The sequence below is a fragment of the Rudaea sp. 3F27F6 genome (assembly GCF_005503555.1).
GTDB lineage: Bacteria > Pseudomonadota > Gammaproteobacteria > Xanthomonadales > Rhodanobacteraceae > Rudaea.
This window is the reverse complement of the sequence record NZ_SCNG01000002.1, coordinates 478,705-493,496: the sequence shown is the minus strand read 5'-3', so window position 1 is coordinate 493,496 and position 14,792 is coordinate 478,705. Positions and strand designations below refer to the sequence as shown.

Genomic DNA, 14,792 nt, shown 5'->3' with positions numbered 1-14,792 from the left:
TTCGTGTATCTAGATCGAGATTATTTCGATAACTGGCTGATATATAATGACTTGCAGACATCTTGCGATCGGCGTTTCAGCCGATGCCGCGGCCGCGCCTCTGCGTTCCGGCGATGATTCGCGCTGCGCTGCGGCGCAAAACCGGTTACAATGAGGGGCTTTGTTTTCAAAGCATAATCATTGTTTCATCACTCAATCGTTCCACTAACGCGGATTGGGCTTCGCCTACCTGGTCAAGCTGACCCGCGCCGGACGTTTCATCAAAGGTAAATATCATGTCTCTTTCTGTCGAACAGACCTCGAAGGTCATTGCGGACTACCGCCGCGCGCCGAACGACACCGGCTCCCCCGAAGTGCAGGTCGCGCTGCTGTCCGCGCGCATCGAGCACCTTTCCAAGCATTTCGCCGACCACGACAAGGATCATCATTCGCGTCGCGGCCTGCTCAAGATGGTCAACCAGCGCCGCAGTCTCCTGGCCTACCTGAAGAAGACGGACGCCGAGCGCTACAAAACGCTGATCGAGCGTTTGGGCCTGCGCCGGTAAGCAGTTGAAGAACGTGATCCCCGCTGCGGCGGGGATTCGTTTTGGGGGCGATGGATAGTCCATTCGCCCCTGATCGAGAAGATTGAAACGCGGCCGCACTCGGCCGCACTTTGCGAAGGCTCACGCGCTCGCCGACGAACGCGCAAGTCAAAGAAGCGGCCATGCATGGCTGCACTGTTCAACAAAAGCTAGGCACATACACAATGGCCAAAATCACCAAATCATTTCAGTACGGCAACCAGACGGTCACGTTGGAAACGGGCGAAATCGCCCGCCAGGCGTCCGGCGCGGTCATGGTGTCGATGGGCGGCACGGTCGTACTGGTCACCGCCGTTGCGGCGGCGAAGGCGAAAGAAGGCCAGGACTTCTTCCCGCTCACCGTCGACTACGTCGAGAAGTTCTATTCCGCCGGTCGCATTCCGGGCGGCTTCTTCAAGCGCGAAGGCCGTCCGACCGAGAAGGAGACGCTGACTTCGCGTCTGATCGACCGTCCGGTGCGCCCGCTGTTCCCGGAAGAGTACAAGAACGAAGTGCAGGTCATCGCGCAGGTGGTCTCGCTCAATCCGGAAATCGACGGCGACATCCCGGCGATGATCGGCGCCTCCGCGGCGCTGTCGCTCGCCGGCATTCCGTTCAAGGGACCGATCGGCGCCGCCAAGGTCGGCTACGCGAACGGCCAGTATCTGCTCAATCCGACCGCGAGCGAACTGAAGACCTCGGATCTCGAACTCGTCGTCGCCGGCACCTCGAACGCCGTGCTCATGGTTGAGTCCGAAGCCAAGCTGCTCAGCGAAGACGTGATGCTCGGCGCGGTCGTGTTCGGCCACAAGGCCCTGCAGCACGTGATCAACGCGATCAACGAGTTGACCGTCGAAGCCGGCACCAAGCCGTCGACGTGGACCGCGCCGGCGAAGAACGACGCGCTGATCGGCGCGCTCAAGGACGCCGTCGGTGACCAGCTCGCCAAGGCGTTCCAGATCCGCGACAAGCTGCAGCGCCGCGACGCGATCTCGGCGATCAAGCAGGACACGCTGGCCGCGCTGGCCGGCCGCGCCGAAGCCGAGAAGTGGACCACCGGCGAACTCTCCAAGGAATTCGGCGACCTCGAATACAGCACGATGCGCGACGCCGTGCTCGACACCAAGGTGCGCATCGACGGGCGCAAGCTCGACGATATCCGCCCGATCAGCGTGCGCGTCGGCGTGCTGCCGCGCACCCACGGTTCGGCGCTGTTCACGCGCGGCGAGACGCAGGCGCTGGTTGTCGTCACCCTCGGCACCGCGCGCGACGCGCAGATCATCGACGCGCCGGAAGGCGAGTCCAAGGATCCGTTCCTGTTCCACTACAACTTCCCGCCGTTCTCGGTCGGTGAAGCCGGCCGCTTCGGTGCGCCGAAGCGCCGCGAGATCGGCCACGGCCGCCTCGCCAAGCGCGGCGTGCAGGCAGTCAAGCCGACCATGGAAGCCTTCCCGTACGTGCTGCGCGTCGTCTCGGAAATCACCGAGTCGAACGGCTCCTCGTCGATGGCCTCGGTCTGCGGCTCCTCGCTTGCGATGATGGATGCGGGCGTGCCGCTCAAGGCGCCGGTCGCGGGTATCGCGATGGGTCTGGTCAAGGAAGGCGACAAGTTCGTCGTCCTGTCCGACATTCTCGGCGACGAAGACCACCTCGGTGACATGGACTTCAAGGTGGCCGGTAGCGCCGAAGGCATCAGCGCGCTGCAGATGGACATCAAGATCGACGGCATCACCGAAGAGATCATGAAGGTCGCGCTCGGCCAGGCCAAGCAGGGCCGCCTGCACATCCTCGGCGAGATGAACAAGGTGATCAGCACCTCGCGCACCGAGATGAGCGAGTTCGCGCCGCGCCTGATGACGATGAAGATTCACCCGGACAAGATCCGCGAAGTCATCGGCAAGGGCGGTACCACGATCCGCTCGATCACCGAAGAAACCGGCGCGACGATCGACATCAGCGACGACGGCACCGTCGTCATCGCCTCGGTCAACCGCGAGGCCGCCGACGCGGCGCGCGCGCGCATCGAGCAGATCGTCTCCGACGTCGAGCCGGGCCGCATCTATGAGGGCAAGGTTGCTAAGCTCATGGACTTCGGCGCTTTCGTCACCATCCTGCCGGGCAAGGACGGTCTCGTCCACGTCTCGCAGATTTCCAACGAGCGCGTCGAGAAGGTCTCCGACAAGCTCAAGGAAGGCGACATCGTCAAGGTCAAGGTGCTCGAAGTCGACAAGCAGGGCCGCATCCGCCTGTCGATGAAGGCGGTGAACGAGGAAGCTCCGGCTGCCTGAAGTTCTCTGTAAAACTCCGGGCAGGATGCCCGCTTCGCGGTCGGCAATGACCGCACAAACAACGCGCTTCGGCGCGTTTTTTGTTGCCCGTTATGCGGCCGGCCGCGGTCTGTCGGCGTAATGCGATATGTGCGAACGCGTGCTAGCATCGAAGGCCTTCAGGAGATGCGCGCATGAGTGAAGACAAGAGCATGAACGATTGGCTGAAGGACTGGGACGCGCTGCAGCGGCAGTACTTCAATGCCTGGTCCGATCTCGCGCAGAAGGCGCCGTTCTCGATGCCGCCGCACGCCGCGCCGACGGGCTTTCCGGGCGCTTTCCCGTTCACCGCTCAGCCGCCTTCGGGTTTCCCGGGCTTCGCGCCGTTCGGCGCATTCGCCGGCGCTCCGCCCGCGCAGGGCGCGCCCTGGCAGGAAGGCCTCGAACAGTGGACGCGCCTGTTCGCCAACGCGGACAAGCAGAATGAAACCGCCGAGCGCATGATCGCGAGCGCGAAGACCTATGCCGCGATGATGCAGTCGCTGTTCGCTGCGCCGGGCGCGGGCGACGCCACGGCGAATCCCGCGCAGACCTGGTTCGATGGCTTGCGCGGCGGCTTTGCCGCGGCAGGCGCTCCGAATATTCCGGGTTTCGACCCGGCGACGAATCCGTTCGCCAAGGCCCTGCGCGAAGTCGCCTGCAAAGGCGCGCAAGGTTTCGCCGAACTGCCCGCCGCGTTTGCGCCGTACCTGGAGCAGATGCGCAAGGAAGGCCTGTCGTGGCTGCAGATGCCGGCATTCGGCCTCGCGCGCGAACACCAGGAACATTATCAACGCACCGCGCTCGCTTTCTTTGAGTATCAGCGCGCCCTGCGCGAGTACAACCAGCTGATGTTCAAGGCCAGCCAGCGCGGATTCGAGCTGCTGGAACAGCGGCTCGCCGATCGCGCCGAGCCCGGGCGCGCGATCGAGTCGATGAAAGCCTTGTACGACCTCTGGGTCGATGCGGCCGAGGACGCTTACGCTGAGATCGCGCTGTCGGAAGAATTCAGCAAGGCTTACGGCGAACTCGCCAATGCGCAGATGCGTTTGCGCAAACAGATTCAGACCGAGATCGAGCGTGTCAGCCGTGAACTCGGCATGCCCACGCGCACCGAACTCGACAGCATCAGCAAGCGTCTGCACGAGTTGCGCCGCGAGCTGCGCGAGAACGGCGGAGCGCAAGCGGACACGGAGCTTGAAGCGCAGGTCGCTGCACTGCGCGGCGAAGTCGCGGCGCTGAAAAAATCCTTGGCGCAAACCGGCGCGAAAAACGCCGCCGGTGCCGCGGTGAAATCGACGCCGCCCGCCGCGGCGGGCGCTGCCGCGACGGCCCCAGTTCCGGCTCCGGCGAAGAAGCGCCAAGCGGCGCCGAAGGCGGCGCGTGCACCGCGTCGCGAAGCCAAGCCGCGCGTGCCGGCGGCAGTGGTGAGGCCGCGTCCGGTCGACGACAAGGCCAAGGCGGATTCATTCGCCGACGCCGTCGCTGCGATGCGCCGCCGCGTCGGCGGCAAACCGAGGCTGCGCGCGGTCGCCGCGGAGTTGTCGAAGCCGAGCAAGGGCGACAAGGCGAACGGGAAGCGCGGGAAGAAAGCCGCCAAGCGCAAATAAGTTCTTTCGTGCCGGCTCTCGCTGGCGCGACAAACCTTAGAGAGGTTGCTCCATGCTGAATCCGATTCGCATCTCGCCGCAGAAGGCGTACGAGGAAGCGAAGAAATTCCAGGAAAAAATCGCAGCCGGCATGAAGGTGCTGCGCACGCTCGACGACGTGCATTACGGCGCGACCGAGAAGGAAGAGGTGTACCGCGAGGACAAGCTCGTGCTGTACCGCTTCAAGGGGCCGCACAAGCCGACGGCAAAAGTGCCGATCCTGATCAGCTACGCGCTGGTCAACCGGCCGTACATGGTCGACCTGCAGGACGACCGCTCGCTGGTCAAGAACCTGCTCGCGCTCGGCGAGGACGTTTACCTGATCGACTGGGGTTACCCGGACGCGTCCGATAAGCACCTCGGCCTCGACGACTACATCAATGGCTACATCCGCCGCTGCGTCGACGTCGTCGCAAAACGGCACAAGCTCGACAAGATCAATCTGCTCGGCATCTGCCAGGGCGGTGCGTTCAGTCTGTGCTTCGCTTCGATTTATCCCGAGAAGATCCGCAACCTGATCACGATGGTGACGCCGGTCGATTTCCAGACGCGCGACAACATGCTGTCGAATTGGGTGCGCCATCTGGACGTCGATCTGTTCGTCGATACGCTCGGCAACGTGCCGGCCGATCTGATGAACTACTGCTACCTGATGCTCAAACCGGTGCGCCTGAACCAGCAGAAATATATCGGTCTCGTCGACATCCTCGACGACAAGGCCGAGCTGGAGAACTTCTTGCGTATGGAGAAGTGGATCTTCGACAGCCCGGACCAGGCCGGCGCCGCATTCCGCCAGTTCATCAAAGATTTCTACCAGGGCAACAAGCTGGTCAACGGCGGCCTGAAGATCGGCGGCAAGTCGGTCGATCTCAAGAATCTCGACGTGCCCGTGCTCAATATCTTCGCCGAGCAGGATCATCTCGTCCCGCCCGACGCATCGCGCGCGCTGCGCGGGCGCATCGGTTCGGACGACTATACCGAGCTTGCGTTCAAGGGCGGCCACATCGGCATCTACGTCTCCGGCCGCGCCCAGCGCGAGGTGCCGGCGGCGATCCACGAGTGGCTCGCGGCGAGGGCCGAATAGCCGTTATCGGTTTGTCTCAGACGGTTTTGAGCAAAACAGAGAGAGCGCGTTGGTCACGGATAAAGGCCGATAAACACGGATCGAGCAAAGAGCTTTGTCCAAAAAAGAGCTGTATCCGCGTTGATCCGTGTTCTTTGCTCTTCAATCCGTGTCCATCCGTGGAAAAGCTTTAGCTCTTGCCGACCTATGAACGCTTTTTCTTGGCGGGCGCGGCTTTCGCCACAGCCGGTTTGGCTTTTGCGCCGTCGCCCTGCGTGTTTTGTTCGAAGATATTCGTATAGAACAGTTCCGTCGCCTTGAGCGCCATTTCGATGGTCTGCTTCTGCGAGGCATTGCTCGTGGCGACGCTTTCGCGCATCAGGTCGAACAGTTCGGACCAGAGCTGGCGCAGACTCGCGAGATCTTTGACGTGCGAGGTCTGCGTCATCAGCCGCGTCATCGCATCGACGTGGAACTGCACGGTCTTGATCGTCAGATCGAAGGCTTGATCGCTGCCTTCGAGACCGAGCTTGGCGGCCTGTTGCAGTCGGTCGCTGGCCTCACGGCCGAGGAAGTACAGCTGGCCCGGATTGAATTGCAGCATAAGCCCTCCCGATATTCTTGTCGTCCGCCCGATTTAGGGTCGCCGGAAAAGAATACAACCGCCCGCGTGAATCGGCCTTGTGCGCCGCGGGAAGTGCGCCGCGCAGTCTCAGTCGCGCTCGCGCAAGGTCTGCATCGCCAACCTTATCGCCGCGAACTGGCGCGCGACGCGTGTGCAGGCGTCGCAGACGAACAGATGCAGGCGCAAACGCAGCCGCATCCCCGCGCCGAGCGGCGCTTCCATCCGCTGCGACAACAACCGCGACGCCTGCTGGCATGTGATTCGTAGCATGGTCCTCAACCCGCCGCCGTGCGGCCAAAACCGACTTGTTCGAGGCAGGCCCGCAACATCATGCGTGCGCGATAGAGCTGCACCCAGACGTTGGACGGCGTGATTTGCAAATCCTTACATAGTTCGTCGGTGTCGCTGCCGAACACCTCGCGCAGGACGAAGAGCTGGCCGATGCGCTTCGGCAGCTTTTCCACGCAGCGCTGCACGGCAGTCAGGAACGCCTCCTGCTGGGCGAGTTCGGCCGGATTGCCGGAGTCGAGCGGCGTATCGAGATAATGGCCGTTGGCGCCGAACAGGCGGTCGAAATCCTGCTCATCGCCGTCGTCGCCGACGGGTTCCAGCGGCTGCTCGCGCCATTGCTTGCGCAGCAGATCGACGATGCGGTTTTTCAGGATCGCGGTGAGCCAGGTGCGCAGCGAGGAGCGTCCGGCGAAACTCGCGCGCCGCTCGTAGGCCTGGGTCAGCACGTCGGACACGGCGTCCTCGGCGAGATGTTCGTCGCGCAGTTCGAGTCGGGCGATTCTGAGCAGGTAGGCGCGATGCGTCGCCAGCGTCTCGAAATCGATCGCAGCGGACGAAGCGGAAGAGTCGCCGGTTTGCATGCGCCATACCACGAGGAATGTGGCGGCATTATGCCAGCGGGACCGCGACGCGCGCCTGCGCTAAGCAGTGCCGAGTGTTCGTCACCGTGCCAGCACCAGTGCCAGGGCTCATAGCTCATTGCCTGCGCGTTGCCTGGCGGGTAGCTCAGCGCGAAACCGTAGAAGTGCGCATTCCTCCGCAGCCAGGCGAACGCGGGCGAGCGCTCGAATTCCTCTTCGAGCGCGGCGTAGCCGGGCGTGCCGATGTCGACCGCGCGGCCGCTGTGGTGCTCGCTGTAGCCCGGTGCGGCGCTGACGCGCAGAACGCGTTCGATCGACTCGCCGCGCGTGAGCTTGCCGCGCACGATGGCGAGCTGGACGTCGAAGCTGCGAAAAGTCGAGACCGCGTGCAGTTCCACGCCGTCGCGCGCGGCCGCTTCGCGCATGCGCAGCCAAGCGTCCGCGGCCGGCGGAGTCAGGCGCTGATCGTAGCCGAGCGCATCGACGCCGCCGATGCGCACGAGCTGTTGCGGCTCGCGCACGCCGCTGAGTCCGCGTGCGCTCGCATAGTCGCGCGGCACGCCGAGCGCGAATGCCGTTTCGATGGCACGGCCGGACCGATCGTCGTCCTGAGCGGTCGCGACGGCTGTGCGCGCCGCCGCCAGGGCGAGCATCGCCAATGCGAAAAGGAATCGTGGCATGTCGGTTTTTCCTTCCGTTGCGGAAGCGCGGGCAACAGTCCGCCGATCCGCGCCGATGGTGGCGCGGGTGGCGGGTTCGCTGAGAGGAATCCGGGCCGTAGTTCACGCGGCCCGGAGCGTCGTTACACGGTCATGCTTTCCGCTTTGCCCGGTGCGCGCACGCGGCGAGTGCGCCGGCCAGAGTCAGCACCGCCCACCACGACAGTGCCGGTGCCGGAATCGCGACGGATGGCGTCGGCGTGGCATTGACGGTGAGATTGGCAGTCGCGTTCGATGGCGCGTTTTGCGTATCGCCCGAATAGCTCGCCGTGATCGCGTAGGTGCCGGGAGCGGCGTAGGTCAGCGCGCAGCTTCCCGCGCCGTTGCCATCCAGCGTCGCCATGCACTGCTGTCCGCCGCCGCTGACGACGACCGTGCCGGTCAGTGCGCCGGGCAGCGCCATCGCTGTCGCGGCGTGTGAGCCCGAGCTCGGCCGCGATCCTCCCGACACGCTCAAGATGGCGGTGACGGTTTGATTCACCGTGACCGGATTCGGCGCGAGACTCAATGTAGTCATTGTCGGCGTGCGCGGTATCGCGGTGAAGCTGGCGCCGACCGCGCAGTCGGCGGTGACCGCGGCGGTCGTGTAGGTCGCTCCGGCGAGGGTGCCGCCGCAGCCGGCGACTTGTGCCGAGTAGCCGGATTGCGGCGTCACCGTCAGTGCCGCGGTCTTGCCATGATCGACGGTCTGCGCGGCCGGGGCGATTGCGCCGTTCGCGCCGGCGCTGGCGCTCACCGTCCAGGTCTTGATCGTGGCCGAGCAAGTCGCGCTGCCGCCGCCGTTCGCACCCGCGCAGGTCCATGACCACGGATGCCCGCTGCCCGCTATCGCACTCGCATTGCCCACGCTGCACAGTTGGGTCGGCACGGCGAGCAGCACTTGGCCGTTATCTGCGCCGCAGACGGCGTCGACCGGTGCAGAGTTGACCAGCAGGGAATTCGACACCGTGGTGCTGGCAAGGAAATTGCCGTCGCCGCTGTAACTGGCCGTGATCGACTTGGCGCCCGTGCTGCTCGGCGTGATCGAGCAGTTGTCGTTGGCTGGCGTCGAGTAGCTGCAACTGACCGTGCCGTCGCTGATCGTGACGATGCCGGTGGGCGTGCCGGCGCCCGGTGCTGCCGCGCCGATGCCGACCGTCACCGTGGCCGGCTGGCCGAGCACGATGCTGCCCGGCGCTATGCTGGTCACGGCGATCGTGGTCGCTGCCTTGGCGATGGTCAGTGTCGGCGAGAGATTGACGGCTGCGGAATTGTCGTCCGAGTAGTATCCCGCGATGGAGTGGTCGCCGACGGGTATCGTCGAAGTCGTGCAGGTCGCGACGTATTCTCCGGGAGTCGCGCTCGGCGAAAGCGGCAGGCCGGAGCACGGCAGTACGAAGTGCGGCCAGCAGAAGAATGCCGGGTCGGAATCGCCGTCGAGGCAAACGTCCACCTTGCCCGTCGGCGGGAGACTGGCGCCCACGGTAACCGTGATGACGACGCTTTCGCCATATACCGCGGACGCGGGAATTTCCACGCGCAAGCCGGTGACGTTGGCGGTTTGCGCCGCAGCGACCTTGCGGATGCGGCGGTTGGTCGAGTCGGCGATGTAGAGATTGCCGGCCGCATCGAAGGCGATGCTGTGCGGACTGCGCAGCAGTGCGTCGGTGGCGGCGCCGCCGTCGCCGCCGAATCCGCTGCGGCCGCCGCTGCTGCCGGCAATGCGGCTGATCGTGCCGCCGGCATCGATCTTGCGCACCGAGTTTGCGTACCAGTCGGCGATGTGAAGGTTGCCGGCCCGATCGCGCGCGAGGCCGGTGGGCAGCTCCAGGTTAGCGCTCGCGGCCGACCCGCCGTCGCCGTCGTAGCCGATCGAACCCGTGCCGACGATCGTCGCAATGCTGCCGTCGCCGGCGACTCTGCGCACGCGATGATTGCTCGTGTCGGCGATGTTGAGCTGTCCCGAGCGATCGAACACGATCGCACCGGGGTTGTTCAAATTCGCGTTGATGGCGAGGCCGCCGTCGCCGCCGAAACCCTGCGTGCCGTTGCCCGCGACCGTGCTGATCGTGCCGTCCGTCGCGACCCTGCGGATGCGCTGGTTGCTGGAGTCGGCGATGTAGAGATTGCCCGCGCCGTCGAACGTCACGGCGGCGGGCATGCCCAGCGTTGCCGAGGTCGCTGGGCCGCCGTCGCCTGAATAATCGAAATTGCCGTTGCCGGCGATCGTGCTGATCGTGCCGTTGGTGGCGACCTTGCGGATGCGCTGATTGAACTGGTCGGCGATATAGAGATTGCCGGCGTTGTCGAGAGCGATGCCGTTGGGCGAATCCATCTTTGCGGCAACGGCCGGACCGCCATCGCCGCCGAAGCCTTTGACGCCGTTGCCGGCGACCGTGCTGATCGTGCCGTCCGTGGCGACTTTGCGGATGCGATGGTTGTTCGCGTCGGAGATGTAGAGATTGCCGGCGGCGTCGGCGGCGACGTGCAGATAATCGCCGAGTTGTGCGCTCGTCGCGGCGCCGCCGTCGCCGGCGTAGCCCTGCGTGCCGTTGCCGGCAAGCGTCGAGACCTTGCCGCTCGCCGCATCGATCTTGCGCACGCGGTAGTTGAAGTAGTCGGCGATGTAGATATTGCCCGCGCCGTCGATCGCGAGATTCTGCGGATAGTTCAGTTTCGCCGCCGTTGCCGCGCCGCCGTCTCCGGCGAAGCCGAAGCTGCTGCCGGCGATCGTCGCGATCTTGCCGTCGGCGGCGGTGACTTTGCGGATGCGGTGATTGTAGGTATCCGCGACATAGAGGTTGCCAGCGGCATCGACGACGACGCCGTGCGGCCAGTACAACTGCGCCGCCGTCGCCAGGCCGCCGTCGCCGCTGACGCCGCCCGTACCGCTGCCTGCGATCGTCGTGATGGTGCCGCCTGCGATCTTGCGGATACGCTGGTTGAAGCGATCGGCGACGTAGACCGTGCTGCCGGCGCTGTCGACGGCGACACCCCAGGGACTGGCCAGCTGCGCGCTCGTCGCCGCGCCGCCGTCGCCTGAATAGCCTTGCGTGCCGTTGCCGGCGATCGTGCTGATCGTGCCGCCCGCAATCTTGCGCACGCGCTGGTTGAGCGAGTCGGAGAAGTAGAGAGCACCCGCCGCGTCGAGAGTCAGGCCGGCAGGATAGTTCAGCCGCGCGCTCGTCGCCGCGTCGCCGTCGCCGGAAAAGCCCGGGTTGCCGTCGCCGGCGATCGTCGAAATCGTTCCGGCCGGCGTCACCTTGCGGATGCGGTTGTTGGCGCTGTCGGCGATATATAGGCTGCCGGATGTATCGATGGCGATTGCGCTCGGACTGCCCAAGTCCGCGGCCGTCGCTTGGCCCCCGTCGCCGCCGAAGCCGGCAGTGCCGGTGCCGGCGTAGCGGCTGATCGCGCCACCGGGGGCGATCTTGCAGATCACGCTCGTGGTCGAAATGGCGACATAAACATTGCCCGACGCGTCGACCGCGGTGGCGGCAGGCTCCATCGCGACTGCCTGGGCGCTGGCGTTGTCGCAGGTGGCGCCGCCGGCGAGCGTGCTGATCGTCTGCGCCGGCGCAGTGGCGGCGCAGAGCAGCGCCAGTGGCAGGACGGCGGATCCGACGGCGCGGACGAGAGCAAATCCGCGCAACGGGCGGCGAACGGGGTGGGGCAATGGCATTGAGAGTCTCCCGGCGGTTTCTGATCCGGCGCGGCGCCGGCGCGGGCGCCTTGCGGGCGGCGTTGCCGGCAGCCGTCGCTGCGGCTTGCGTAATGCAAAGCGGAATGGCGGCGAAAACGGCTCATCCGTGGGGACACGGGGCGTCGGATCGGCGGGAACGCGGGGTGGGGCGGGAAAGCGGCGCAGGGGATGCGCGGCTCGCGGGAGGCGGGCTTAACCCGTGCTTGTTAAAATCCGCGCCCTACTCACGCCAGCGCGGATTTCTCAATGAACCAGGTTCTGTTCCATATCCATAATGTCGGCGTGACGCCGTGGAAGCTCATCGGCTACCTGGGAACGTTCCTGTTCACCGCGCGCTGGTTCGTGCAGTTCTACGCAACCAAGAAGATGAAGCAGGTCACCATGCCGCTGTCGTTCTGGTATCTATCCATCGTCGGCAGCGTGATGACCCTGGCGTACTTCATCTGGGGCAAGAACGATTCGGTCGGCATCATCCAGAATGCGTTTCCGATGTTCGTGTCGGTTTACAACGTGGTCGCGCACATGCGCTATCACAAACCCGAAGTGATCACGCCGCGCGGACCGGAAGAAACCTGAGGTTCCCTTCTCCCGCTGGAAGAAGGGAAGACACTACTCCGGATCGTAATCGAGGTTCGGCGCGAGCCAGCGCTCGGCCTCGGCGACGGACCAGCCTTTGCGCTTGGCGTAGTCCTCGATCTGTTCCTTGCTGACGCGCCCGAGCACGAAATACTGGCTGCCGGGATGGCTGAAGTACCAGCCCGATACCGCGGCGGTCGGATACATGGCAAAACTCTCGGTCAGCTCGATGCCGGTATTCCGGGTGGCGTCGAGCAGGGCGAACAGCGTGCCTTTCTCGGTGTGGTCGGGGCAGGCCGGGTAGCCGGGCGCGGGGCGGATGCCGCTGTATTTTTCCGCGACCAGTTCGTCGTTGCTCAGAGTTTCATCGGTCGCGTAGCCCCAGTATTCCTTGCGTACACGCTCATGCAGGCGCTCGGCGAACGCTTCGGCGAGACGATCGGCGAGGGCCTTCAGGAGGATCGACGAATAGTCGTCGAACGACTTGCCGAATTCTTCGAGCTTTTCTTCGATGCCGATACCGGCGGTCACGGCGAAGCCGCCGATCCAATCTTGTTTGCCGGCGTCTTTCGGCGCAACGAAATCGGCGAGACAGAAATCGGGACGGCCGGGCGGCTTGTCGACTTGCTGGCGCAGGAAGTGCAGCATCGTCTTCTTCCCGGATTCCGGCACGACTTCGACGTCGTCGCCGACTCGCGCCGCCGGCCATAAGCCGATTACTGCGCTGGCCTTGAGCCATTTTTCGGCGACGATCTGCTGCAGCATTTTTTGCGCGTCGGCGAAGAGTTCGCGCGCCTGCGCGCCGACGATGTCGTCGTCGAGAATTTGCGGATAGCTGCCGGCGAGTTCCCAGGTGTTGAAAAACGGTGACCAGTCGATGCGCTCGACGAGATCGGCGAGCGGGTAGTCGTCGAACACAGTGATGCCGGGTTTGTTCGGCGTGGGCGGCGCGTGCTTGTCCCAGCCGCCATCGAAGGACTGGCCGCGCGCGTGCGCGAGCGAGACGAGGCGCTTGGCCGGGCCGCGGTCTTTGTGGCGTTCGCGGATTTCCGCGTACTCGGCGCGGATCTTCGCCATGAAGCCGTCGACCAGTTCCTTGGAGATCAGCGACTGTGCGACGCCGACCGCGCGCGAGGCATCCTTAACCCACACGGTTGGCGATTTGTAATGCGGCTCGATCTTCAGCGCCGTGTGCGCGCGCGAGGTGGTCGCGCCGCCGATCAGCAGCGGCACGTGGAAATCCTGGCGCTGCATTTCCTTGGCGACGTGGCTCATTTCTTCGAGCGACGGCGTGATGAGGCCGGAGAGGCCGATCATGTCGGCGTTCTCGGCGCGGGCCGCATCGAGGATTTTCTGCGCGGGCACCATGACGCCGAGATCGACGACGTCGAAGTTGTTGCAGCGGAGCACGACGCCGACGATGTTCTTGCCGATGTCGTGCACGTCGCCCTTGACCGTGGCGATCACGATCTTGCCGTTCGACTTGCCCGCGTCGCCGGTGCGCGCCTTTTCGGCCTCGATAAAGGGCAGAAGATAGGCGACGGCCTTCTTCATCACGCGCGCCGACTTCACCACCTGCGGCAGGAACATCTTACCCGCGCCGAACAGGTCGCCGACGACGTTCATGCCGTCCATGAGCGGCCCTTCGATCACGTCGAGCGGACGCGTCGACAGCAGGCGCGTTTCCTCGGTATCGACCTCGACGAACTCGTCGATGCCGTGCACGAGCGCATGCGAAAGCCGCTCCTTCACCGGCTTCTCGCGCCATGCAAGTTTTTCCTTGTTCCCCGTGGCCTGCTCGCCCTTGCCCTTTTTATACTTTTCCGCGATGTCGAGCAGACGCTCGGTCGCATCGGCGCGGCGGTTGAGCACCACGTCTTCGACCAGCTCGCGCAGTTCGGGATCGAGGTCGTCGTAGATCGGCATCGCGCCCGCATTGACGATGCCCATGTCCATGCCGGCCTTGATCGCGTGGTAGAGGAACACGCTGTGGATCGCGCCGCGCACGGTTTCGTTGCCGCGGAACGAGAACGACACGTTCGACACGCCGCCGGAGACGTGACAGTACGGCAGGGTCGCCTTGATCTCGCGCGTCGCTTCGATGAAGTCGACCGCGTAGTTGTTGTGCTCTTCGATGCCGGTCGCGATCGCGAAGATATTCGGATCGAAGATGATGTCCTCGGGCGGAAAGCCGACCTGTTCGGTCAGGATCTTGTAGGCGCGCGTGCAGATTTCCACTTTGCGCGCCTGGGTGTCGGCCTGGCCGGTTTCGTCGAAGGCCATGACGACCACGGCCGCGCCGTAGGCGAGCACCTTGCGCGCGTGTTCGAGGAAGATTTCCTCGCCTTCCTTGAGCGAGATCGAATTGACCACGCCCTTGCCCTGCAGGCAACGCAGGCCGGCTTCGATCACCGTCCATTTCGAGGAATCGACCATCACCGGCACGCGCGCGATGTCAGGCTCGGCGGCAATCAGATTGAGGAATTTCTCCATCGCCTTTTCGGAATCGATCAGGCCTTCGTCCATGTTGACGTCGATGATCTGGGCGCCGTTCTCGACTTGCTGGCGCGCGACTTCGACCGCCTCGTCGTAGCGCTCTTCCTTGACCAGCTTCTTGAACGCGGCCGAGCCGGTGACATTAGTGCGCTCGCCGACGTTGACGAAGAGCAGGTCCGGCGTGATGACGAAAGGTTCGAGGCCGGAAAGGCGGGTGTAGCGGGGTTGAGTACTCATCGTT

General features: G+C 64.5%; 11 protein-coding genes. 5 read left to right on the top strand and 6 right to left on the bottom strand.

Annotated features, from left to right (window positions below):
- Window positions 1-275: 275 nt before the first annotated feature.
- The 4 genes from rpsO (at window position 276) to FFS30_RS09935 (ending at window position 5,602) form a co-directional block, all read left to right on the top strand.
- Window positions 276-545 (top strand): 30S ribosomal protein S15, encoded by a 270-nt coding sequence (gene rpsO / locus FFS30_RS09950; RefSeq protein ID WP_137912988.1) that lies wholly within the window; start codon window positions 276-278, stop codon window positions 543-545.
- Window positions 546-748: 203 nt separating this feature from the next.
- Window positions 749-2,851, top strand: coding sequence for a polyribonucleotide nucleotidyltransferase (gene pnp, locus FFS30_RS09945; protein ID WP_137912987.1), 2,103 nt, complete (start codon window positions 749-751; stop codon window positions 2,849-2,851).
- A gap of 173 nt (window positions 2,852-3,024) precedes the next feature.
- Window positions 3,025-4,479 (top strand): class III poly(R)-hydroxyalkanoic acid synthase subunit PhaE, encoded by a 1,455-nt coding sequence (gene phaE / locus FFS30_RS09940; protein WP_137912986.1) that lies wholly within the window; start codon window positions 3,025-3,027, stop codon window positions 4,477-4,479.
- A 52-nt stretch (window positions 4,480-4,531) separates the two neighbouring features.
- Window positions 4,532-5,602, top strand: coding sequence for a class III poly(R)-hydroxyalkanoic acid synthase subunit PhaC (locus FFS30_RS09935; protein WP_137912985.1), 1,071 nt, complete (start codon window positions 4,532-4,534; stop codon window positions 5,600-5,602).
- A 184-nt stretch (window positions 5,603-5,786) separates the two neighbouring features.
- Here FFS30_RS09935 and FFS30_RS09930 read toward each other — a convergent pair whose 3' ends face one another.
- The 5 genes from FFS30_RS09930 to FFS30_RS09910 form a co-directional block, all read right to left on the bottom strand.
- The gene (locus FFS30_RS09930; protein WP_137912984.1) at window positions 5,787-6,185 is read right to left on the bottom strand and encodes a hypothetical protein; all 399 of its coding nucleotides are present in this window, start codon (window positions 6,183-6,185) and stop codon (window positions 5,787-5,789) included.
- A 108-nt stretch (window positions 6,186-6,293) separates the two neighbouring features.
- Window positions 6,294-6,476, bottom strand: a complete 183-nt coding sequence (locus FFS30_RS09925; protein ID WP_137912983.1) for a zf-HC2 domain-containing protein — start codon at window positions 6,474-6,476, stop codon at window positions 6,294-6,296.
- A 5-nt stretch (window positions 6,477-6,481) separates the two neighbouring features.
- Window positions 6,482-6,982 (bottom strand): sigma-70 family RNA polymerase sigma factor, encoded by a 501-nt coding sequence (locus FFS30_RS09920; protein WP_249352424.1) that lies wholly within the window; start codon window positions 6,980-6,982, stop codon window positions 6,482-6,484.
- Complete coding sequence (locus FFS30_RS09915; protein ID WP_249352356.1) at window positions 6,937-7,758, bottom strand: M15 family metallopeptidase; 822 nt, start codon at window positions 7,756-7,758, stop codon at window positions 6,937-6,939. The genes FFS30_RS09920 and FFS30_RS09915 overlap by 46 nt, the downstream gene beginning before the upstream one ends.
- A gap of 130 nt (window positions 7,759-7,888) precedes the next feature.
- Window positions 7,889-11,458: an Ig-like domain repeat protein gene (locus FFS30_RS09910; protein WP_137912981.1), complete on the bottom strand. Its 3,570-nt coding sequence runs from the start codon at window positions 11,456-11,458 to the stop codon at window positions 7,889-7,891.
- A 267-nt stretch (window positions 11,459-11,725) separates the two neighbouring features.
- On the opposite strand from FFS30_RS09910, the gene FFS30_RS09905 reads away from it, so the two are divergent.
- Window positions 11,726-12,055 (top strand): lipid-A-disaccharide synthase N-terminal domain-containing protein, encoded by a 330-nt coding sequence (locus FFS30_RS09905; protein WP_137912980.1) that lies wholly within the window; start codon window positions 11,726-11,728, stop codon window positions 12,053-12,055.
- 33 nt (window positions 12,056-12,088) lie between these two features.
- Here FFS30_RS09905 and metH read toward each other — a convergent pair whose 3' ends face one another.
- Window positions 12,089-14,788, bottom strand: coding sequence for a methionine synthase (gene metH, locus FFS30_RS09900; RefSeq protein ID WP_137912979.1), 2,700 nt, complete (start codon window positions 14,786-14,788; stop codon window positions 12,089-12,091).
- Window positions 14,789-14,792 lie beyond the last annotated feature (4 nt).